At 48.5% G+C, this 20968-nt stretch carries 21 protein-coding genes; 12 read left to right on the top strand and 9 right to left on the bottom strand.

The genetic code is table 11. From position 1 onward, the window contains the following. Window positions 1-111 precede the first annotated feature (111 nt). The 3 genes from MAQ5080_RS12440 to MAQ5080_RS12430 all read left to right on the top strand — a co-directional run bounded on the left by MAQ5080_RS12440 (window position 112) and on the right by MAQ5080_RS12430 (window position 2833). Complete coding sequence (locus tag MAQ5080_RS12440; RefSeq protein ID WP_067210792.1) at window positions 112-960, top strand: gallate dioxygenase; 849 nt, start codon at window positions 112-114, stop codon at window positions 958-960. A gap of 62 nt (window positions 961-1022) precedes the next feature. Further along, window positions 1023-2240 (top strand): L-2-hydroxyglutarate dehydrogenase, encoded by a 1218-nt coding sequence (gene lhgD, locus MAQ5080_RS12435; protein ID WP_156496576.1) that lies wholly within the window; start codon window positions 1023-1025, stop codon window positions 2238-2240. 134 nt (window positions 2241-2374) lie between these two features. Beyond that, on the top strand, window positions 2375-2833 hold the full coding sequence (locus tag MAQ5080_RS12430; protein WP_067210790.1) for a hypothetical protein: 459 nt from the start codon (window positions 2375-2377) through the stop codon (window positions 2831-2833). Window position 2834: 1 nt separating this feature from the next. On the opposite strand, the gene MAQ5080_RS12425 is transcribed toward MAQ5080_RS12430, so the two are convergent. Further along, window positions 2835-3323 (bottom strand): MarR family winged helix-turn-helix transcriptional regulator, encoded by a 489-nt coding sequence (locus MAQ5080_RS12425; RefSeq protein WP_067210787.1) that lies wholly within the window; start codon window positions 3321-3323, stop codon window positions 2835-2837. Between the two features lie 125 nt (window positions 3324-3448). On the opposite strand from MAQ5080_RS12425, the gene MAQ5080_RS12420 reads away from it, so the two are divergent. After that, a complete protein-coding gene (locus MAQ5080_RS12420) occupies window positions 3449-4324 on the top strand; it encodes a DMT family transporter (protein ID WP_067210784.1) in 876 nt (291 codons plus the stop codon). Here the strand turns inward: MAQ5080_RS12420 and MAQ5080_RS12415 are convergent. The 4 genes from MAQ5080_RS12415 to MAQ5080_RS12400 form a co-directional block, all read right to left on the bottom strand. Continuing rightward, a complete protein-coding gene (locus MAQ5080_RS12415; protein ID WP_082861100.1) occupies window positions 4296-4973 on the bottom strand; it encodes a response regulator in 678 nt (225 codons plus the stop codon). The two genes, MAQ5080_RS12420 and MAQ5080_RS12415, sit on opposite strands and share 29 nt — an antisense overlap. Continuing rightward, window positions 4970-6577 carry a sensor histidine kinase gene (locus tag MAQ5080_RS12410; protein ID WP_082861099.1) on the bottom strand — a complete coding sequence of 536 codons (1608 nt, stop codon included), beginning with the start codon at window positions 6575-6577 and terminating at the stop codon, window positions 4970-4972. Before MAQ5080_RS12410 ends, MAQ5080_RS12415 begins: the two co-directional genes overlap by 4 nt. A gap of 68 nt (window positions 6578-6645) precedes the next feature. Next, window positions 6646-7932, bottom strand: a complete 1287-nt coding sequence (locus MAQ5080_RS12405; protein WP_067210780.1) for a 2-hydroxycarboxylate transporter family protein — start codon at window positions 7930-7932, stop codon at window positions 6646-6648. A 233-nt stretch (window positions 7933-8165) separates the two neighbouring features. After that, complete coding sequence (locus MAQ5080_RS12400) at window positions 8166-9734, bottom strand: methyl-accepting chemotaxis protein (RefSeq protein WP_231870832.1); 1569 nt, start codon at window positions 9732-9734, stop codon at window positions 8166-8168. A 230-nt stretch (window positions 9735-9964) separates the two neighbouring features. On the opposite strand from MAQ5080_RS12400, the gene MAQ5080_RS12395 reads away from it, so the two are divergent. From MAQ5080_RS12395 to MAQ5080_RS12380, 4 genes are all read left to right on the top strand, one after another. Continuing rightward, window positions 9965-11002, top strand: coding sequence for a pirin family protein (locus MAQ5080_RS12395; RefSeq protein ID WP_067210776.1), 1038 nt, complete (start codon window positions 9965-9967; stop codon window positions 11000-11002). Between the two features lie 157 nt (window positions 11003-11159). Then, window positions 11160-12044 (top strand): EamA family transporter, encoded by an 885-nt coding sequence (locus tag MAQ5080_RS12390; protein ID WP_067210773.1) that lies wholly within the window; start codon window positions 11160-11162, stop codon window positions 12042-12044. A 10-nt stretch (window positions 12045-12054) separates the two neighbouring features. Beyond that, the gene (locus tag MAQ5080_RS12385; protein WP_156496574.1) at window positions 12055-12417 is read left to right on the top strand and encodes a VOC family protein; all 363 of its coding nucleotides are present in this window, start codon (window positions 12055-12057) and stop codon (window positions 12415-12417) included. A gap of 41 nt (window positions 12418-12458) precedes the next feature. After that, on the top strand, window positions 12459-12659 hold the full coding sequence (locus MAQ5080_RS12380; RefSeq protein WP_067210767.1) for a CPXCG motif-containing cysteine-rich protein: 201 nt from the start codon (window positions 12459-12461) through the stop codon (window positions 12657-12659). 10 nt (window positions 12660-12669) lie between these two features. On the opposite strand, the gene MAQ5080_RS12375 is transcribed toward MAQ5080_RS12380, so the two are convergent. From MAQ5080_RS12375 to MAQ5080_RS12365, 4 genes are all read right to left on the bottom strand, one after another. Then, a complete protein-coding gene (locus MAQ5080_RS12375; RefSeq protein ID WP_067210847.1) occupies window positions 12670-13077 on the bottom strand; it encodes a DUF2721 domain-containing protein in 408 nt (135 codons plus the stop codon). Between the two features lie 114 nt (window positions 13078-13191). Beyond that, window positions 13192-14211, bottom strand: coding sequence for an asparaginase (locus tag MAQ5080_RS12370; RefSeq protein WP_067210765.1), 1020 nt, complete (start codon window positions 14209-14211; stop codon window positions 13192-13194). A gap of 16 nt (window positions 14212-14227) precedes the next feature. Then, the gene (locus MAQ5080_RS17280; protein WP_269447869.1) at window positions 14228-14398 is read right to left on the bottom strand and encodes a hypothetical protein; all 171 of its coding nucleotides are present in this window, start codon (window positions 14396-14398) and stop codon (window positions 14228-14230) included. A 187-nt stretch (window positions 14399-14585) separates the two neighbouring features. Beyond that, window positions 14586-15998 (bottom strand): alanine/glycine:cation symporter family protein, encoded by a 1413-nt coding sequence (locus tag MAQ5080_RS12365; protein ID WP_067210761.1) that lies wholly within the window; start codon window positions 15996-15998, stop codon window positions 14586-14588. 194 nt (window positions 15999-16192) lie between these two features. Here MAQ5080_RS12365 and MAQ5080_RS12360 point away from each other — a divergent pair, with 194 nt between their 5' ends. From MAQ5080_RS12360 to MAQ5080_RS12345, 4 genes are all read left to right on the top strand, one after another. Beyond that, on the top strand, window positions 16193-17005 hold the full coding sequence (locus MAQ5080_RS12360; RefSeq protein ID WP_067210758.1) for a helix-turn-helix domain-containing protein: 813 nt from the start codon (window positions 16193-16195) through the stop codon (window positions 17003-17005). Between the two features lie 24 nt (window positions 17006-17029). Then, complete coding sequence (locus MAQ5080_RS12355; protein ID WP_197464617.1) at window positions 17030-18283, top strand: amidase family protein; 1254 nt, start codon at window positions 17030-17032, stop codon at window positions 18281-18283. A 290-nt stretch (window positions 18284-18573) separates the two neighbouring features. After that, a complete protein-coding gene (locus tag MAQ5080_RS12350) occupies window positions 18574-19089 on the top strand; it encodes a cytochrome b/b6 domain-containing protein (protein WP_067210755.1) in 516 nt (171 codons plus the stop codon). A 316-nt stretch (window positions 19090-19405) separates the two neighbouring features. Next, on the top strand, window positions 19406-20965 hold the full coding sequence (locus MAQ5080_RS12345; protein WP_067210753.1) for a methyl-accepting chemotaxis protein: 1560 nt from the start codon (window positions 19406-19408) through the stop codon (window positions 20963-20965). Window positions 20966-20968 lie beyond the last annotated feature (3 nt).

The raw sequence follows: 20968 nt of genomic DNA, 5'->3' as shown, positions 1-20968 counted from the left end.
TAATTGTTTCCATAACTATATCTCAATATTCTACTTGTTATCACTCCTAAACGATAACGAGAGCAGAATTATGGCAAACATTATTGGTGGTATTGGCGCCTCCCATACTCCATGATGATGCTGGCCGAAGAAGGAGAGTGGCACGGATCGGTTGTCCCCCTTCAAGTAGGCGTGCTGCAATTTCCAGCACCGTCAGCGAAGCGTTGTTATGACTTTGGTAAAGCACTGCGACAGGCGATTTTGAGTTACCCAGAAGACCTGAATGTGGCGATTATTGCCACCGGTGGCTTATCTCATCAAGTCCATGGAGAGCGCTGCGGTTTCAACAATGAGCCATGGGATGAAGAGTTCTTACAACGTTTAGAGACAAAGCCTGAGTCTTTGACGGAACTGACTCACGCCGAATACGCCACCAAAGGCGGTATGGAGGGCGCTGAGGTGATCATGTGGCTGATTATGCGCGGTGCGTTATCCGATGATATCTGCTGTGTGCATAAGGCCAGCTATTGCCCACCCATGACCAATATCGCGACCTTAATTTTGGAAGAGCAAGGGGCCAATGACTCATCCGAACTTAATCCCATGGCGCAAATCCAAGGCATTGAACAGCTTGAAGGCACCTATCCCTTTACTGTAGAAACTAGCCATCGCGCTTATCGCTTAAACGATTTCTTGCGTCGACTGATTGAACCGCAGCATCGTGAGCGCTTTATTCATGATCAAGCTGCACTGATGCAAGAGTTTGACCTGACGGCCGAAGAGCAGACCATGGTAAGTGGTTTAAAATGGATTGAGCTGATTCGTTATGGTGTGATTTTCTTCTGTTTGGAAAAGATGGCGGCGGTGTTAGGACGCTCCAATCCTGAAGTGTACGCCGCCATGCGCGGTGAGACCATGGAGGAATTCCAAGCCTCACGTAAAGTGGCTATGCAATATTCGGTATCGGCTAAAACCAGTTAGCAGAGATCACTTTCACTCCCTCTGTTATGATATTTAAAAGTAAACGATGGAGTGAAGCCTCGATGCAGAAAACACCTATGGAATATGATATTGCCATCATCGGAGCAGGAATTGTTGGCTTATCGACCGCTTGGCAATTGCTGCAAAAATACCCTGGTAAGCGTTTGGTCGTTTTGGATAAAGCGGCCCATGTCGCGGCTCATCAAACGGGCCATAACTCAGGAGTGATTCACGCTGGTGTGTATTATGCGCCCGGCAGCCTAAAAGCGAAGTTTTGTAAGCAAGGTGCTGCGGCGACCAAAGCGTTTTGTCAGGCCCATAACATCGCTTACGAAGAGTGTGGCAAGCTGTTGGTGGCTACCAATAAGCTTGAGCTGCAGCGTATGGACGCTTTATTTGAACGTTGTCAAAACAATGATCTGGAAGTGCACTACTTGACGCAAGCACAGCTGCATCAGCGTGAGCCAAATGTCGTCGGTAAAGGGGCTTTATTTGTGCCGTCAACCGGGATCGTAAGTTACCGCGCCCTATGCGAAAAGTTGGCCGAATTAGTGGCAGGGTTGGGTGGCGAAATCCATTTAGGGACGCAGGTGATAGGGTTACAAGAAGACGCATCCGGTGTCAGTATCGACGCCAATCGTCACCCGTTCTACGCTCGTTATTTGGTGTCCTGTGGTGGCTTGATGGCGGATCGCCTTACGAAAATGTTGGGCATTAAAACGGATTTTCAAATTGTGCCGTTTCGCGGTGAATACTATCGTCTAAGCCCACATCATAATCAGATCGTGAATCATCTTATTTACCCGATTCCTGATCCCGATCTACCATTTCTTGGGGTGCACCTGACACGCATGATTGATGGTTCGGTGACGGTTGGCCCGAATGCTGTGCAGGGCTGGAAAAGAGAGGGTTACGGTCGAGTCAATGTCAGTATCAAAGACATTAGCAGCATGTTCAGTTTTCCAGGCTATTGGCGCTTAATTAAGGATTATTGGAAAATCGGCCTCAAGGAAACCTATAACTCTTGGTATAGAGCGGGTTATTTAAAACAAGTCAAAAAGTACTGTCCTATGGTTCAGCTGTCAGACCTTGAGCCATACCCTGCAGGCATTCGCGCCCAAGCCGTGATGAAGGATGGCAAACTGATGCATGACTTTTTGTTTGTTCAAAGCCCGCGCACTTTGCATGTGTGTAATGCGCCATCTCCTGCTGCCACCAGCGCTTTTCCGATTGGTCAATACATCTTGAATAAGCTGGAGCAGAAAATGCTCGAGTCATGACTGTCAGCTAATCGATTAGGACTCTAAGTAATGTGTTAAGAAGAGGGAAAACATAAGCTAAGGCAGTGTTTATTCTTGATAAGTTGTCGTTATACAGCCACATTAAAAGCGTTACTGTATAAAAGGAGAGACACATGAAGATGACATCGAAAGGGCTCACTAAGGTGGTTGTAGGTTCTCTGATCGCGTCACAACTCGCGGCTTGTGGCACTCTGATTTACCCTGAACGACGTGGACAAACCGGCGGTAAGCTGGATATCGGTGTGGTCGCGCTGGATGCGCTGGGTTTGTTGTTCTGGTTTGTGCCGGGGGTGATTGCATTCGGAGTCGATTTTATTACAGGCGCGATCTATCTGCCGGGCGGAACGGTAGCGCAATTGTCTGCTGAAGACATGGAACGCTTGAAGCTACCAGACGGGCAGCTAGATCAAGAGGCATTGAAAAGTTGGCTAGTTGATAACGAGTATTTACAAGCTGAGCAAGTCGAAGGGCAGCAGTTTATGACGCAAGTGTATCAAACGCCTGAAGCTCTACAACGCGCAGTGAATATGTCATCTACTGAGCGCTATGCGTCATTGAGTACGCTTAACTAAGTTAGAGTTTCTGTTCATGCTCAGCAAGCCATTTGCCGAGCAACTTTGCTAATAATACCTGCTCCTCGGAAGACAAGCTTTCGAGGAGTTTTTTTTGGTTTTCAACATGATCATCCACCGCAGGATCGATGACACTCCGTCCAAGTTCGGTTAATACCACCCGACAGCTGCGTCGGTCTTGCTCATTAACCAAGCGTTCCACCCATTGACGTTCTACCAAGGTATCCAGTTTGCTGGAAACTGCGCCCGAAGACAGCATCGTGGTCTTATACAATTCAGTTGGTGTAAGCGGGGCGTTGGCGCGACGTAAGGTCGCCATTAAGTCGAACTCGATACGGCTCATGCCATGCTGTTGAATCACGCTTTCCACTGCAGGCATCAGGCACTTTTCCATACGGCCTATACGGCCAATAATGCCCATTGGGCTGGTATCTAACTCGGGGCGGACAACTTGCCATTGCTGTAACAGCTTGGCGACGTGATCAGGCATAGGGGGCTTCCAGTACAGCGAAATAAGGTAGAAAAGTATCTTTTGAAAAAGATACTTGATTTAGGGGACTGAAAACAATATCTTTCACGAAAGTATCTTTTGTAAAAGATAAATTGTGAGGTGTTATGTATCCCATTTTGCTCGCTGCTCTGGCACCCATCCTGTGGGGCAGTACCTATGCTGCGGTTGGCTTATTTTTGACAGACCTAGCACCTATTTGGGTGGCGGTATGGCGAGCGTTAGGCGCTGGGCTGTTCTTATGGCTGTTTGTGCGTCGTATGCCGCGCATGCACTTAGCAAAAGTGTTTGTCTTAGGCTTTTTTAATATTGGCTTATTTTTTATTCTGCTGATGATGGCGGCTTATCGATTGCCAGGCAGTATTGCCGGTACACTAGGAGCGACACTGCCGTTATTGTTGATTGTGATGCAGTGGTTAGCCCAAGGTAAAACACCACAGCTCAAGGCGACCCTGAGTGCCTTGGTCGGCTTGTGTGGTGTGGTGTTATTGCTGAATCCGTCCGCTGATCTCGATCCGATCGGCGTTGCTTGTGCCTTAGGCGCCACCTTTGTGGTAGCGATTGCCACCCTGTTGACGAAGCATTGGCAAGTCAATGACATTTTAGGAGTTGCCACTTGGCAGTTGCTGATGTCGGGTGTGTTGCTGGTGCCAGTGGCATGGTTTTTTGAAGGTGCTCCGAGCATGATCCAGATGCCACAAATTCCTGGCTTGGTTTGGCTGGTGATCTTGAACACCGCGTTTGGTTATCTCATCGCCGTGAATGCCATTAAGCAAATTGGCCCCAATGCTTTTGGCATGCTGTCACTGCTGAATCCGATAGTTGCCGTGGTACTGGGAATGTGGATGCTGCAAGAAAACCTTGGGGCGCTGCAATGGCTTGGTATAGCCTTGATTATTGGCTCTTTGCTAGCGGCCAATATGCGCAGCAAACGCAGGTTTAAGATAGCGCAAATTAGCCCACAACATGATAAAGCTGCTTAGGGCGACCGCCGGTGTTGTAGTTCAGACTCATGCTCACCATGCCTTGCTCTTCTAAATACTCTAAATAACGGCGCGCGGTGATTCGGCTAAGGGCCAATTCATCGCCAATTTCTTGCGCCGAGAAGGGTTCCTGACGTTGTTTAATGTGCTCCACCATGGTCGAAAGTGTGGTGGCATCGATGCCTTTTGGCGTCTTGCGAGATTTACTGGGCGTTTTGCTTTTACGCATTAAATCATCAATTTGCAGCTGATCGATGTGCTCTGCTTCCTCGAGTTTGGCTTGGAATGCGACAAAGTCATTGAGGGCTTGATGAACGCGGGATAAGCGCAAGGGTTTGACCAGGTAATCGTTGACACCAAATTGAATGGCTTGGGCCACCATACTGGATTCCCGTTCCGCGGTGGTCATGATCACCGAAGCGCTGAGGCCTTGTTGACGAATGTCGCGCAATAAGCTCATACCATCGCCATCCGGTAGAGTGATGTCTAACAGGATCAAATCCGGCTGTTGGCCTAGATGCATACGGGTTTCGGCTACGGACTCCGCCGCAGCAATAACTTTGAATAGCGGGTGTTGATTGACCGCCTGTTCTAGGGTGTAACTTGCTTGCTGATCGTCTTCAACGATCAATACAGAATATTGTGTCATGGTTCTAATTCTCGTTTATCTAGGTACACACTGAACACAGTGGTGTCATCGTCTGTGCGTTCCCAGTCAAGGCTGCCGTTGTAGCGTTGTACAATGCGGCTCACCAGATACAGGCCGACGCCGTGCTGAGTTTGGTCCGCTTTGCTGCTCACCCCCAAATCGTAAATACGTTGGGCAATTTTTTCATCCACCCCTTGGCCACTATCGGTCACAGTGATCATTAAATAACTGGTGCGATCACTGATAAAGAAATCCGTGCAGGGGGCAGCATGAGGATTTTGTTTGGCGGCGTAAAAGGCGTTTTCTATTAAGTTACCAATCAGAGTAATCAGGTCATCATTAACCGATTGGCGGTAATGCTTTAATTGACTGTCTTCGTCTAAGGTAAAGGCAATCTGGTGCTCCGTAGCGTAATTGTACTTGGCCAATAGCATGCCTGCGACAGGGCTGTTCTCGATGCTCTTGACGAGGGCGCCGAGCATGTTTTGGTGCAAATCACTTTCTTGTTGTAAGTAGTCAATCGCGGCTTGTGTTTTGCCGGCCTGTAACAGCCCTGAAATCACATTCAGCTTGTTGTTATGTTCATGGGTTTTGGCGCGTAGCTGGTGTGCATAAGCTGTGGTTCGGGTCAGCTCCTGCTCGAGCTCGGACATGTCTTGCTCGTGGTTAAGCACGATCAAGTAGCCTGACTCACTACTTTCATCACTCAATGGATAAAGGGACGCGGCAAAGTCATGGCGGCCAAGGGTAATGGAATGCTTATTACGCTTGCTCAAGCTGTCCACGATCAGCAACGACAGCCCCTGTGAGAGTTCCTCTAAAGGCAGACCAATCAGTTTGTCATGGCTTTGTTCTGGGGCTAACCAAAAGCTTGCCGCATCGTTGATGGCGGTGATTTTATGCTGACGATCGATGGCAATGATACCTTCGCGAATACTGCCTAAGAGCAAGCTATGTTCTTGAAAGCGTTGCACGATTTCTTCTGGTTCATATTGCAAAAAAGTGCGCTTTAGCTTGCTCAGCAAGGACAAGGTCAAAATAATCGCACTGATGTAGATAAAGCCCAGCCAAATAATGGCTTCAAGATAGTAGGTAAACAGCAGATCGGTAATCGACTGGTTTAAGTAGCCAATACTGACCGCGCCAAAGGTGTCACCATTGACCTGAATCGGGGCAAAGTTACGAATGGCAGAACCTAATGAACCAGTTGCTACTGTGGTTCGCGTCACGCCTTGCTCAAGGGTGGGGTGGATGTCTTCTCCAATAAAACGTTCGCCAACCCGCTCAGGTTGCGGATGACTTAAACGAATGCCTGCTTTATTAGTGATGACGATATACGAGGCATCGGTCTTAGAGCGAATGCTCTCGATGTAAGGGCGCAGGCTTTGCAGTTGGCCTTGGTTAGCGCGTGCGGTTGCTTCTACCACCTTCATGTCATTGGCGATGACCCGTGCCAGTTCAATGCCACGCTGACTGACGCCGTCTAAATAGGTTTGTTTGGTGACAAACACCAGCAAGCCGCCTGATACGGCAATGATCAGGGTAATGGTGCTGAGAATGATGACGGTCAGATAGGATTTGAGGGTCATGGTATTAGCGGTCATGGGCGAATACCTAGCATTATAAAGGAGGGGAGAGAGCCCTCATAGAGGGCTCTTAACATCCAATGCGATTAGGCCAGTAGTTGGATGGCAAAGGTCGCTAAGATCAACATAAAGGCACCGCCAATACGAGAAGAGATCTGCGCAAATGGCATCAACTGCATGCGTTTACTCGCAGCCAATACTGCCACATCACCTGTACCGCCCATATTGGCCATACATAGACCACCCGTGATCGCAGATTCGATTGGGTAGAAGCCCATGACGCGGCCGATAATGCCAGCACCAATCGCAGCACCTAGTACCGTGGCAAAGACCAGCGCAAAGTACATAGGAGAAAGTGCGTCGATGATTTGGTTTAGATCTGTGTAGGCAACACCGATACCCACCAGTAGTGCAGGAGTTAGGTTACTTACCACAAAGGTGTACCAAGCGTGAGCGGCTTTCTCTAGACGCTCAGGCATTAAGCCAGATACCTTGATCAGGGCGATAGAAAGAATCATCAGTGCGTAAGTGTGCATGCTGATCACAGTGGATAGCAATGTACCAAGGAAGAACATGCTGATGGCAATCAAAGCCCCCATACCAAGCTTCTTCACATCCAATGAGTCATTTGAAGTGGATTTGTCTTGGATGGCTTCGGCTTCACCGCGAATCAGTTCACCGTTACCGGTCCAAGACGGTTTCATTTGACCGACTTTGTTCAGTAGACCTGCAATCACGATGGCAATGGCATTACCAATGGCCAAGGCAGGTACCATTTGGGACATCAAGGACGCCGCATCCATCCCCGTACGGCCAGACATGATTTCAACCAATGGCACTGCGCCAGCTCCCATACCGCCGCCCATGATTGGCAGAGCGATCAACATCAGGGACTCAAATAGGTTCTTACCGAAGAACAAGCCGATGATGCCGGCGAACAAAAATGAAATCGCCACTGCGCCTAAAATGACAGGGATGTATTTTAGCGCGGCTTTTTTAAGAGTATCCGTACTCATGCCCAAGATAGAGCCTGTGACTAGGCTGGCCACATAGAACGAAAGGAAACCGCCGCTTTTAGTGAACGTGGTGATTTGTTTTTCAATATCGCCCGATAAGAAACCGCTGTGGAATAGGTAAGAAGAACCAAAGATAACGACAATCGCGCCACCACCGAAAAACTGATTGATAATCGGAGTGCGGTCGCCCAAGTAATTCAGGATAAAACCTACGATGACCATCGCGCCTAATGCGCCAATCATACCGCCTGGTAACTGGTTAAAGAAGGTTGCAAGTAGGATGACAAACGCCGCGATCAGTAGAACAATTTTTACTTCGCGCTGGTCGTTTGTTGAGATAGCTTCGCTCGTGATCATGAAGAATACTCTCTAGGTTTGTGATTATTATTGGAGGCGCAGTCTACCAATCTCTGGGCGAGACAGAAGCCTTGCTTGGCTTAAGAAAGTAAACGTTGGATTTGAAACTTTTGTAATTCTCAAGAGAGAATCAGCGGAATCATTTTTGAATGTCTGAGCGAGGAAGTTTTAAGAAAATCATGACAAAAAGCCCAGTGATCTCAGAATTTCTGAGCTTTTTTCATGTTAAAAAATTAATGACTGGCTTTAAAACCGATGCGGAATCCACCCCAATGTTTGCCTTGCACAAAGATAGGAACGGACAAATCGTGCAAAATATCACCGGTGTCACGTTTGTAAGTTTGCATTAAAAATGAATCCGTATGGGCACCACAGCGACTGCCAGTCGGGTCATCAAAAATACGTTTGGTGCGGTTATTGACCAAATCCTTATCAAAGTCTCCTGTTAAAGGCTGACTGTAGCGACGATTGTGAGTGGGGAAATAGCCCTTACGGTCAACGGCGCCGGCATATAGGATGTGCTGATGGCGCTCGAGAATTGGCTCTTGAATATCGGGCAAATACTGATCGGTTAGCTTGTCATAGGCGGTTGAGTATTTCACTGGGTGGGTATTCGGAATAGGCGTGTAAGCCTGCTCAAATAGGGCATTAGCGCTGACTATACCTTGTTCGATCCAAGCTTCGAGTAAGTGACCGATTTTTTCTGCCGCCTGACGGCCTTCTTCAAGAGTGTCTTTGAAGAAGCTGTCGTGGGGGATCTCATCAAGGGTTAAGAAGACGCTTTCAGCCCCTTGGCTTAGGCCATTGGCTTGATGAGACAGTTCCTCACTACGCTTTGAAAGCACCGCCAGTGAAGAAGTGATTTCGTCAATCGACCCATTGATCTGCAAGCTAGTGGTTTGAAAGCCTAAGCTGGATTGTTTGATTTCTTCCATGGCGCTAGAGGCTTGCTGCACATCTTGGGTAATCTTTAAGAAGGTTTGGGTGACGTCCCCAAGCTCTGATTCTAATAAATGGCTTTGTTCGGTCACTTGCGCCATATCGTCACGGGTGCGCAGGGTGTTGCTGCGTATTTCATTAAGCATGTCGGCGATTTGTTGAGAAGCCTCAGCACTTTTTGCGGCAAGGGTACGCACTTCGTCGGCGACCACGGCAAAGCCTCGGCCTTGCTCACCTGCTCGGGCGGCTTCGATGGCGGCATTCAGTGCCAGTAAGTTGGTTTGTTCTGAGACCCCTTTAATGACATCGGTGATGCTTTCTATATCGTCGGCGCTTTGCTTTAAGCGCTCCAGCTGCTGTGCCGCGCTGTTGACTGCGCTAGTCAGGGCAACCACACGTTCAGCTCCTGCTCGCAGCTGCGTTTCCGATACGCCAGCGGCCTCAGCGGTTTGTTCCATGGTGCTGTTCACGGTGACGATATGATTGGAAACCTGCTCACCAGTTGCGCTCAGTTCTGAGGTTGCAAGGGAGATTTGTTGGCTATGGTCCTCCACTTCTTGAATGCTTTTGGTGAGACTGTCTACCGCAAAGGAGACTTCGGCGGAGCTGATCGCCATCTTCGACGCGGTGGAGGAAACATTGCAGGCAATCTGACTTGATGTGCCTGTTGCGCCTGCCTTCTGGTTTGATTTAACGGCGTCAGACTGTTGAAAAAACTTGCGGTGGCTGAGCATGGCAATGACGCCGTTTGCAGCACAGATCAGCCAAGCTAGCATGGCAAACCAGAGGGGAATGTTAAAGGTCAATACACCCAAGAGCGACACGATAGCCATGATGATTGTGGCAATCCATATCTGCACCATATTGCAACTCCATTTTATTTTTATTGATGTCTGATTAAACCACTTAGGTAACGATAAAACCTTATACATAAGACGAAAGTATTACGCTGTTTGATTGTTTTCTAAGCGTTTCTTTAACCTGTCGCAAGGGTTAACAAAAGAATGAAGTATGGAAGTCGCGGTTAGTATATCGAAAGCCAAGGCCCCATAGGCTAGGCTATGCAACATAGTATCGTTATTTGGAGAACAGCATGTCAGCAGCGATTCAACAGCGTCTAAAACTGCAAATGTTTTGGCCGACCTTTGACCCATTCTTATTTTGTGCCTTTCATAATGACCGCTTCCCAGAGGGAAATGGTGCTCTAGGTCCAGCCGCTTCACTAGCGGGCCGCGATATTGGTCAGGATTTCGCAGGGATTAATGGCTGGCGTATGTATCACGGCAGCAAAGTGCCTGGATTTCCAGCACACCCACATCGTGGCTTCGAAACTGTGACCATTGTTAACGAAGGCTTCGTTGATCACGCCGACTCGATGGGAGCGGCGGGGCGTTATGGTGAAGGCGACACCCAATGGATGACGGCAGGCAAAGGCGTGCAACACTCTGAAATGTTCCCATTGGTATATCAAGATAAAGCGAACCCCATCGAATTGTTCCAAGTATGGTTAAACCTACCCGCGAAAAACAAAATGGTCGAGCCACACTTTGGCATGCTTTGGAACGAACAAACACCCATCGCAGCGCTGCAGGATGACGCGGGTAATGAAGCCCGAGTCAAAGTGGTGGCAGGCCCCTACCTAGCTCCTAGCGGGGAAACGATTACGCCATTATCCCCACCACCCGATTCTTGGGCAGGGGATCCCGACAATGAAGTGGCGATCTGGATCATTGACCTAGAGGAAAGTGCTCGCTGGACGTTGCCTGCTGCAAGCCCAGGGTTAAGCCGCACATTGTATTTCTTTGAGGGGCAAACAGGGCAATTGGACGCGACTGAGGTTGCAGTGCAAGAAGCCTATGTATTGGACAGCAGTGCCGCGCTGGAGATTAACAATACCGGTAGCAAAGCGCGCTTCTTATTGCTACAAGGCCGTCCTATTGGGGAGCCGGTGCAGCAACATGGTCCGTTTGTAATGAACACCCGAGAAGAGCTGCAACAGGCATTTTTCGATTATCAATGTACGCAATTTGGTGGTTGGCCATGGCAAGACAGCGACCAGACTCACGGTACCGAGAAAGGCCGCTTTGCCAAGTTTGCTAGTGGCAATATAGAAACCCCTGAGTCGGTTTAATAGGTCAGTGGCGACCGATTGAGCGATTTACCCAGCGCAAGGATGCGCTTTTGGATTCTAAAAAGGAATAATAGAAATTCTAATTATTCCTTTTACAAATAGTACGCTGGAGCGCATTCTTGCCGCTTCTCAAACTGATTGGAACCATCACCTCGTCATGTGGATCTTTGTCACACTCTTTGCTGCGGCCTGCCAAGCGTTTCGTACAGCCCACCAAAAAACGCTTTCTCAAGAACAAGGCTTTCTGCATGCAACCATGGCGCGCTCACTCTATGGCCTGCCGTTGGTGACACTGTATTTAATCGTATGTTGGCTTGCGTTGGGCGGCATCTCTTTTCCGAATGCCTTAGCGTTTATTGGTTATGCAACCGCCTGTGCGGTGGCGCAGGTGTTAGCGACCTATCTGATGCTGCGAGTATTCCAGTCAGGCAGCTTTGCTTTGGGCACCTTATTGGCGAAAACCGAAGCGGTATTGGCGGCACTGATAGGCATTCCGCTGCTGCATCATTCCCTAAGTTTTAGTGCCTGGATGGGCATAGTGCTAGGGGTGTTGGGGGCCTTGGTCATGAGCATTCGCCTCGCAAACCTACGACACGCACACAAAGATATGTCGCTGATCGCGGGCCTTGGCAGTGGTTTTTGTTTCGCGGTGACGTCCGTGACCGCCTCCTTGGCCAGTCATTCATTGCAAGGCTCGATCATCACCAGCGCAGGAGTCACTCTTTGGTATGTGCTGGCGCTACAGTCCGTGTTTTTATGTAGCCTACAAATTCTATTAAGCAAAGATCTGAAAGCGCCCATTAATCGCTCGGTCAAACTAAGCTGGAAAGTCGGGATTTTAAGCTCATTGGGTTCCATTGGTTGGTTTACAGGCTTTGCTTTGGTGAATCCCGCACTGGTGAAAACCTTGGGCCAAGCCGAAATCTTGGGTACGCTATACTTCTCTAAGCGCCGCTTCAATGAGCGTATTACCGCTCAGCAATGGTTCGGGGGTGTGATGATCTTAGGCAGTGTGCTGTTGGTAACAATGGCAACCATTTAAGGGGGCAATTATGCAAAACAATCAGATCAATTATGTGGAGCTGCCAGCGAAGGATTTAGAAGCGAATAAAGCCTTCTTCAGTCGCTGTTTTGGTTGGCAATTTGAAGACTATGGTGCTGACTATACCGCTTTTTCCAATGCTGGCTTAGATGGTGGCTTCTTTCGTGCCAATTTTACTTCTCGCCCACAAACCGGCGCGGCACTGGTGGTGCTTTACAGTGACCATTTAGAAACGACGCTTGAGCGAGTCGAGCAGTGTGGCGGCATCATTGAACAGCCCATTTTTGAGTTCCCCGGTGGTCGCCGTTTTCATTTCCTTGATCCATGCGGTAATGAGTGGGCGGTTTGGTCTAAAGTTAAAGCAGAAGGGTAGTGCAGTCTAACAACCAATTAATGTCTTGATGGGGGTAAGCCATGAGCCAAGCGTTAAGCAATGAATATCTTCAGTGCCCCTATTGTGGTGAAACCATTGAAGTCTTGATCGAAGCCGTTGATGAAAGCTATGAATACATTGAAGACTGCCAAGTGTGCTGTCGCCCAATCGTGTTTCATATTGAAGTGGGTATTAAAGGGGAGCAGACGTTTAGCGTCCGCTCAGAGAATGATGTCTATTAGGGCAGAATGTTTAGCGCTTTTTCGAGCTGCTTTTGAAGTCCACTTTGAAATTCTGTAAATGCACATCGAGTGCGTCACAGGAAATGTTGATTTCCCGAACGGAAAGGAACAGTGAATAGAGCAAGCATGCGAGGCTGGCCGCAAAGATGTAGCCGCCGACCCATTCGTAATTCCAATACAGCGCCATCATCGATACCACACACAAACAGAAGCTGATGACGCCGGCTTCCTGCATGCGACGAATCAAGTAAATGCGTTTACGCAGGTTGGCGATCTGCTGCTGTGTGCCTTCTGTGCTGTGTTCTGGATCGAAATTTCGGATCAAGGACGCCAACGTGACAAAGCGATTGGTGTAGGCAAGAAGCAGTAGTGACACTGCAGGGAAAAGCATGGCAGGTGTGGTCAGCGATATCGTCATATGCATCTTCCGGTAGTGAATGGGCTACCAGAATCATCCTCTATGGTTGTTATGGATTCAACCTGCCATGTGTGTTTTTCGAAACCTAGGGTTTATTGTAAGTTTCGAAAGCGCCTATGACTCGTTCACTTCTCCCATCACAGGCTGCGACCATTTGGCTTGAATATCATCAAACCCATAGCCTTGTGCTAAGAGCCAATGCGCCTTGGTGAAGGCCGCTTCAAGGGTGATGTCTTTACCATCCAAAATGGATAATCGGTTTAATAATGAGCCAGCTGCGTAAGCCCCTTGGGACGTTCCACCGTGGGCACATTGGGTCACGTTAATCACCACTTTTTTGCGCGCTTGCATCGCTTCTAGAAACGCCACCAAGTCAGGGTTCGAGTCGGCAATATTGCCTGCACCGTAGGTATGCAGTACGACGGCTTTGCATTGCTCATCGTCCAAGAAACCTTGATAGGCACTTTTCGGCATACTTGGGTAAAGCGGTAAAACGCCTACGCTGTCTAGCGCAAACTCATAATCACGAGCTTTGGGTGCTTGAGTGTGATGCGCATTCAGTTGCACGCCGGTAAAGCGTTTGTGTATCGACAGTTTTGCCAGCGGTTCTGCATTGAATGACTGGAACGCAGCAAAATCATGGCTTGAGAACTTGGTGACACGGTTTGCTTGCATCAAGGTATGATGAAATAGCACCGTGGCCATATCAAAGCTTTCTTCTCCGGCAATAGCCAACGCCGCTTCAAGGTTGCTAATACCATCGCTACGGCTCATGCCCAATGGGATCTGTGACCCTGTGATGATCACGTTTTTATCACACGCCCCCAGCATGTAAGACAAAACGGACGCTGTGTAAGCTAGGGTATCCGTGCCATGTAACACAATAAAGCCAGCGTAAGTTGACCAGTTACTCTGCAGCGTATCGTAAATCTGACTCCAGTTATTAGGGGTGATATTGGAGCTATCAATCAGTGGATTTAGCTCAATCACATCAAACTCTGGGAGATCCGTTAAACTGTCGCCAAGGGTATCTTGAATACGGTTGGCAAGGCCTGCGGCAGGGGCAAGGCCATGCTCCGTCGACACCATGCCAATGGTGCCGCCAGTGTAGATGATAAGAAGTTTCTGTGTCACTTTGTCTCCTTGGCGATCAGCTCTTTGCTCGAGTCGGAGCGATCATATTTTCCGGCTGCAATAACTCGTTAAGTTCTTCTTCAGTTAATAGCGCTTCTTCTAATATTAACGATTTCACAGTCAAGCCGCTTAGCAATGCGCGACGTGCAATACGTGAAGAGTTGGCGTAACCGATGCGAAGCACCAATGCGGTGATGATGCCAATGCTGTTTTCAACATGGGCTAAGCAAGCGTCTTGGCTGGCTGCCGTATTTTTAATGAGTTTAGTAGATTATAGGTATTCATTAGCACGAGCCATCATAACAGCATCCTAAAAAGGGTGTGCAGCGCTACCGAAGACACTGCACACCAAAAGGTGGAAAAATTATCCGTGCTTAGCGTTTGGGCCAAGCGCTTTCATCTAAATCCAGATCAGCGAAGTCTTCTGCGGCAAAGGTAGGGTGTTTGACGCCCATTTTGCGTTGTTCTTCGTAATGTTTCATGACGCGTTTTGCTGGTTTAAACAGCATTGCAAGGGCAATCAAGTTCACCAGTGCAAGTAGACCCATGGTTAAGTCGGCGAACGCGAAGACCGTACCAAGATCTAGGATGGCACCGACGCAGCATAAGCAGATGGTGATCACTCGGAAGGCATTCATCACGAAGTCGTTGTTGCCACTGTGGGTGATGTAGCTAACACTGTTTTCACCTAGGTAGTAGTTGTAAAGAATGGTCGAGAAGCCAAACAGCAACAGGGCAATACTGACAAACACTCGGCCCCATTCACCTAGGTGAGTTGCAAGGGACGCTTGTGTTAGGGCGACACCTTGCACCGAGTCTTGGATGCTTGGATCGTAAGCCGAACCCAATAGAATGATGAGCGCGGTACAAGTACACAAGAGAATGGTATCGATGAAGACCGAGAAGGATTGCACAATACCTTGGTTAGCAGGGTGAGGCACATACGCGACCGCGGCAACGTTTGGTGCACTACCTAAGCCTGCTTCATTGGAGAACAAGCCACGTTTCACCCCCATCATGATCGCAGCACCGATCCCCCCGCCGATCGCCGGCTCAAGACCAAAAGCACTTTTCACGATCAGTTCCAACATGGCTGGAATGTCTGAAAGGTTCAGGGAGATGACAATGATGGCAATCAATAAGTAACCACCGGCCATGACCGGCACCAGTACTTCCGCCACTTGTGCGATACGTTTGACACCGCCGAAGATAATTAAGCCGACGATCAGGGCTAGGCCAATACCACTAAAGTACAGTGGTATACCAAAGGCGTCTTCAAGTGAGGTCGCGACCGAGTAAGACTGCAGCGTGGTGAAAGCAATACCGAAAGTGGCAAACAACAAAATTGAGAAAATAACACTGAGCCATTTCCAGTTCTTACCTAGGCCGCGCTCGATGTAAAAAGCCGGCCCGCCACGGTAGCTGCCGTCTTCTTCAGAAGATTTGTACATCTGTGCCAAGGTACATTCGAAGAAGCTAGTGGCCATGCCCATCAGACCGACGATCCACATCCAGAAAATGGCACCAGGACCACCTAGCGTAATAGCGACCGCAACACCAGCAATGTTACCACCGCCCACTCGACCCGCGACGGATAGCACTAGGGCTTGGAAGGAGCTTAGGTGCTTGTCGTCATGTTGACGGTTTTTACAGGACAAGATGCTAAACATATTGCCGAAATAACGGAATTGAACGAAGCGAGAGGCGAGGGTGAACCACACACCGAGGCCAATCAGTACAGCAATTAGTACTTTGCTCCATAGCAGGTCGCTAAGGATAGTTAACATACGTACTCCTAATGAAGGGGATTATATTTATTCGATTAGGCGGCATATTGAAACCAATTGGTTTGCAAAAGGGGAGTTTGTAATCTGGTCTAAACTGATGCTAGTGGTTGTTTAAGTAGCATCATTTGACGCCACTGATGAGGTTTAACTACCCTTATGAAAGCGCTACTATGCAGGGAATTAGAGGGGATGATATGAACGACAGTTTTCCAGAGAACCTAAGGTTGCTGTGCAGCTATTACAAATCCATTGCTGATGTGTGTCGCCGTTTGTCGATTAACCGTCCGCAGTTTAACCGCTATTTAAGTGGCACCACGTTTCCATCCAACAGTACTTTGCGTCGCGTGTGTGATTTCTTTGGTGTGGAAGAACATGAAATCCTGTTGCCACACAGTCAGTTTAGACGCTTATTGCAAGTCAGACCGATTGCAGAACAAGAGCCAACGGCCAGTACACCGGAACAGCAATATTTCGATAAGCTCAATAGCATCGGCCAGCATGGTATTGAGAAGTACGTGGGTTATTACTTCGAGTATTACTTATCGATGGCGTACCCAGGAAAGGTGCTGCGTACCTTGGTTTGTTTAGAGCGTCAGGGCAATAAAACCTACTATCAGCGTACCGAGCGTTTGAATCCACGCCCGACGGGTAAACCTTTTCATGGGATGTACAAAGGTATTGTGCAGTTTTTAGGCGACCGTATTTTCTTGCATGATTACGAGACGCTGACCAACTTAGAAATGACTCAGACGATTCTTTACCCGACGTTTAAAAACCGTGTAGACCGCTTAACTGGGCTCCGCCTTGGGGTATCTGGAAGTGGTGAGCGTATGCCATGCTGTACCCGTGTGGTGTATGAGTTTATTGGCAAAGAGATCAAGCGCAACAAGGTGCTGCCACTGCTTGGCCTATACGATTTTGACGATGAGCGCTTAGACGATGATATTCGTGAGTCGATTAAAAATGACATTGGCGACGGCGAATGGCATTTTAGGGCACGTTTTTAATCCTCAATAAAGGAAGCATGCGTTATGACAGACACCTTGCCTTGGCAGTCGCGCGATTTTCGCAGCCACATGGAAGAGGTAGAGAAAACTCTGCTAAAGAATGAACAGCAGGTGTTTATTCAACCATTTGTACAGCGAGCCTCTGAAGCCAAGGGGCCGTTGGCGGGAGCCGTGGTGTCTGTTAAAGCCACCTTTGATGTCAAAGGACAGCAGACGACTGCGGGCTCGAAGTTGTTAGGACTGCAACCTGCCCAGCAAGATGCTGCGGCTGTGACACATTTAAAGCAAGCGGGTGCGAGTATTATTGGCCATACCAATATGACCGAGCTGGCGTATTCTGGCGTTGGCCTTAATCCTCACTATGGCACCCCTTCGAATCCTCTTAACCTTGAGCGTATTCCGGGCGGTTCTACTAGCGGTGGCGCAGTCTCCGTTGCCACTGGCTTAGCGGATATTGCTTTGGGTACGGACACTGGAGGATCCCTGCGCATCCCAGCGGCGTTTTGTGGTTTAACAGGCTTTAAGCCGAGTCAAAGTTCGGTATCGCGAGCCGGTTGCGCACCCTTGTCAGATTCACTTGATAGCGTCGGGCCGATTGCTAGGGATGTCGCGACCTGTCGTCTAGCGTGGCAAATAGTGTCCAACACGCCAGCAACACAAATGGCGACGCGACCATTGACCTTGGTGGTGCCTGAAAACTTTGGCCTAGATAGCTTAGATGATTCGGTCAAAAGTGGTTTTGAGACAGTGATTGCGCATATGCAAGCCAAAGGTTTTTCAGTTAAGAAAATGCCCCTTGAGCTGTTTGAAGACTATAAAACCTTACCTGTATGGCAGTTCTCCGCTATTGAAAGTCGTCACCATTATGATCGACTGTTTGACTTGGCGTCGGAGCAACTTGATCCGCGCGTAAGCAAGCGTATTGCTCGTGGCATAAAGGTGTCTGAGCAGGAGTTTGAGCATACCTGTCAGCAGCGACAGCAATTGATCGCACAGTTTCGTGAGCAATTTGCCAATACGGTGTTTTTACTGCCGACCGTCGCCTGCTGTGCTCCGAAATTCACTGACTTTGCAACAGATGAAGATTTTGATCGCATCAACTTGCTTTGTCTTCGCAATACAACCTTTGCCAATGTGGTGGATGGTTGCAGTATCTCTCTTCCATTTAGCCATCAAAATGAACCGATGGGGCTGATGCTGACGGCGATGTCAGGCCAAGACCATACTTTGCTTGAGCTTGCCGCAAGGATTGAGCCCCTACTGACAGCTCTACGTTAGTCGTCATACTTTCCTCTCTTAAAGTCTTTGTAAGTGAGTGCAAGGGCTTTTCTAATTAAGCTTTGTTTAAGAAATGCCTTCTACTCTTGCCTTGTTCTGATTATTCACTCTAGGAGAGAGTTTATGAAAGCACTACGAATGCCTTCCGTTATCGCTCTAACATTCGCTGGCTCGGTGATTGCTGCCCTAACTTCTACTAATGCTGAACGTAGCGCTTGGAGGCCTCAAGATGCTATGAAGCAGTCAAAACGGAAATCGACGACTAATGAGTGCCTTGATGGAGAGTTGCCATGCCAGTAAATGACAGTATCTGGGACCCTATCATTCGGGTTTTTCATTGGACTGTTGCGTTTGCCTTCCTATTGAATTTCTTCTTTTTAGAAGAAGGTGCAGAGCCGCATGAGTTAGCTGGCTATTACATACTGTGTGCCGTAGCGGTGCGTTTTGTATGGGGCTTTATCGGGACAAAGAGTGCTCGCTTTAGCAGCTTCTTTCCGTCTATCTCTGGCATTAAGCAACATATTCAAGCGGTTCGCTCTGGCAACATTCCAGAAGAAGAGGGCCACAACCCTGTAGGTGCTTTAATGGTATTTGCCTTGTTGCTCGGTTTGATCGTAACGGGGCTTAGTGGCTGGAGCTTGGAGGGGATTTTTTTGGGAGAAGATTGGGCTGAAGAATTACATGAGGTAGCAGCCAATACGACCTTCGCATTGGTTATCACTCATGTCTTTGCTGTGGTGCTGTTTAGTATTGTCGGGCCACGCAATCTGATTGTGCAGATGGTATCGGGGCGCATCAGTAAATAGTGTTTTAGCAATATCGCCGACTTTTTTGGAAAAGAGCTCATTGAGCTCTTTTTTTGTGGGTGTCAGAAATAAAACTGAAATAATGTATCTATAGGTTAATAATGTGCATTAAAAATTCTTATGGGTGCACATTGTTTGCTTGGTATTCTTATTAAAATCATAAAGTTAATCTGTTCGACATGACATATATCAATTTAATTATGGTGGTGGAAATAATTTTGTAAAAAACCATTAATGCGGAGTTTTACCTTGGCTTATTTGTTGGCATTATCCGCCCGGTCAGAAACTCATCAAATTATTGTTATGGATCATTCTAATGAGGAAAAACCTTCCTGTTAGTCAAACAGAGCAGCGTTTCGCAGAAGGCACTCAACTGATATCAACCACCGACTTGAAAGGCCGCATTACCGGCTTTAACCAAGCGTTTGTGGATATCTCAGGCTATGCCCCAGAGGAGTTGCTCGGCCAGCCCCATAATATTGTGCGTCATCCTGATATGCCGCCAGCCGCTTTTGACAATATGTGGCAAACACTGAAGGCGGGTAAGTCATGGATGGGCTTGGTTAAAAACCGCAGTAAAAACGGTGACTTTTACTGGGTCGATGCCTACGTCATGCCGATGTATCGCGATGGCCAAGTGGTAGGTTATGAATCCGTTCGTTCCTGCCCGAAGCGTGAGGATGTGGCCCGCGCAGAAAAATTTTACGCCCAAGTAAACAATCCCAATGCCATGGCCCAGCTTAGTACTTGGCTTAGCAACCCTTGGCTGTGGCTGGCGCTAGCAGCTCTATCCCTAGTGCTGGTACAGGCCGTGTTTGGCAGTGCGACAACTCTGGTGTTAGCGCTTTGTTATAGCCTTGCCTACAGTGCATTTGTGACTGTTAAAAATCAGCGTGCAGTGTCTACACTTAGAGATAGCCTCGGTAGCAATGCCTTCCAAGATCCTCTGATTGCTAAAACCTATTCCGATTATTCTGGCGCAACGGCCAGTTTGGCCCTAGGTATCAAGTCATTACATAGCCGTATGATAACGGTTCTGACGCGTATCGAAGAGTCCAGTGCCGACGTGGAACAGCAAATGGAGACCTGTTACCGAAGCCTTGAGCAAGGGCGCGTGAAAATGACGGATCAAAATAATCAGACCGATTTAATGGCCACAGCGATGACCGAGATGTCCTCGACAACAGAAGAGGTGTCACGCCACGTTACCGAAACCGCAGAGTTTACCCAGACGGGAGCGGAGTTAACCAAAGACGCGGCCGAGTTGGGCTCTAAGGTAAAAGGCTCGATTGGTGAGCTGAAACAGCGTGTGCAATCCGTTGAACAGGCGATTCAGGGGGTTCAGTCCTTAACCGAGAATATTTACAACGCCACCCAGTCGATCGATCAAATTGCTGAGCAAACCAATTTGCTGGCACTTAATGCTGCCATTGAAGCGGCTCGTGCTGGCGAACATGGTCGTGGTTTTGCCGTGGTGGCGGACGAAGTACGGAACCTAGCCAGTAAAACACAAGCGCTGACGCATGACATTGATGAACAGATTCGTGCACTACAAGATAGTGTCAATCATTCCTCAGCATTGGCTCACCAAGGTGGTGAAGCGTCTGAGCTGAGTATGGCACTAGTAGAGCAAGAAGAGCAGTTGGTGCAACAAGTCTCGGGGCGCATGGATGATATCGCAGAACGTACCATGCAGATGTCTGCGGCTTCGGTGCAACAATCTGGTGTAATAGAAGAGACCAGCAGCCAAGTGGTACGTATTGCCCAGTTGGCCCATGAGAATACGGAATTGATGGGTGTGTTAAGTAACGCGGTTGAGCGCTCTATGCGTTCCTCTGTGGATTTGCATGAGTTGGTACAACGCTTTAGGAACTAGGAA

This window comes from Marinomonas aquimarina, assembly GCF_900089755.1.
GTDB lineage: Bacteria > Pseudomonadota > Gammaproteobacteria > Pseudomonadales > Marinomonadaceae > Marinomonas > Marinomonas aquimarina.
This window is presented reverse-complemented; position numbering and strand designations above follow the sequence as displayed.

Excerpts from the sequence above, each read along its gene's own strand:
- MAQ5080_RS12440 (WP_067210792.1), top strand. The coding sequence starts at position 112 with ATGATGATGCTGGCCGAAGAAGGAGAGTGGCACGGATCGGTTGTCCCC.
- lhgD (WP_156496576.1), top strand. The coding sequence starts at position 1,023 with ATGCAGAAAACACCTATGGAATATGATATTGCCATCATCGGAGCAGGA.
- MAQ5080_RS12430 (WP_067210790.1), top strand. The coding sequence starts at position 2,375 with ATGAAGATGACATCGAAAGGGCTCACTAAGGTGGTTGTAGGTTCTCTG.
- MAQ5080_RS12425 (WP_067210787.1), bottom strand. The coding sequence starts at position 3,323 with ATGCCTGATCACGTCGCCAAGCTGTTACAGCAATGGCAAGTTGTCCGC.
- MAQ5080_RS12420 (WP_067210784.1), top strand. The coding sequence starts at position 3,449 with ATGTATCCCATTTTGCTCGCTGCTCTGGCACCCATCCTGTGGGGCAGT.
- MAQ5080_RS12415 (WP_082861100.1), bottom strand. The coding sequence starts at position 4,973 with ATGACACAATATTCTGTATTGATCGTTGAAGACGATCAGCAAGCAAGT.
- MAQ5080_RS12410 (WP_082861099.1), bottom strand. The coding sequence starts at position 6,577 with ATGACCGCTAATACCATGACCCTCAAATCCTATCTGACCGTCATCATT.
- MAQ5080_RS12405 (WP_067210780.1), bottom strand. The coding sequence starts at position 7,932 with ATGATCACGAGCGAAGCTATCTCAACAAACGACCAGCGCGAAGTAAAA.
- MAQ5080_RS12400 (WP_231870832.1), bottom strand. The coding sequence starts at position 9,734 with ATGGTGCAGATATGGATTGCCACAATCATCATGGCTATCGTGTCGCTC.
- MAQ5080_RS12395 (WP_067210776.1), top strand. The coding sequence starts at position 9,965 with ATGTCAGCAGCGATTCAACAGCGTCTAAAACTGCAAATGTTTTGGCCG.
- MAQ5080_RS12390 (WP_067210773.1), top strand. The coding sequence starts at position 11,160 with ATGTGGATCTTTGTCACACTCTTTGCTGCGGCCTGCCAAGCGTTTCGT.
- MAQ5080_RS12385 (WP_156496574.1), top strand. The coding sequence starts at position 12,055 with ATGCAAAACAATCAGATCAATTATGTGGAGCTGCCAGCGAAGGATTTA.
- MAQ5080_RS12380 (WP_067210767.1), top strand. The coding sequence starts at position 12,459 with ATGAGCCAAGCGTTAAGCAATGAATATCTTCAGTGCCCCTATTGTGGT.
- MAQ5080_RS12375 (WP_067210847.1), bottom strand. The coding sequence starts at position 13,077 with ATGACGATATCGCTGACCACACCTGCCATGCTTTTCCCTGCAGTGTCA.
- MAQ5080_RS12365 (WP_067210761.1), bottom strand. The coding sequence starts at position 15,998 with ATGTTAACTATCCTTAGCGACCTGCTATGGAGCAAAGTACTAATTGCT.
- MAQ5080_RS12360 (WP_067210758.1), top strand. The coding sequence starts at position 16,193 with ATGAACGACAGTTTTCCAGAGAACCTAAGGTTGCTGTGCAGCTATTAC.
- MAQ5080_RS12355 (WP_197464617.1), top strand. The coding sequence starts at position 17,030 with ATGACAGACACCTTGCCTTGGCAGTCGCGCGATTTTCGCAGCCACATG.
- MAQ5080_RS12350 (WP_067210755.1), top strand. The coding sequence starts at position 18,574 with ATGCCAGTAAATGACAGTATCTGGGACCCTATCATTCGGGTTTTTCAT.
- MAQ5080_RS12345 (WP_067210753.1), top strand. The coding sequence starts at position 19,406 with ATGAGGAAAAACCTTCCTGTTAGTCAAACAGAGCAGCGTTTCGCAGAA.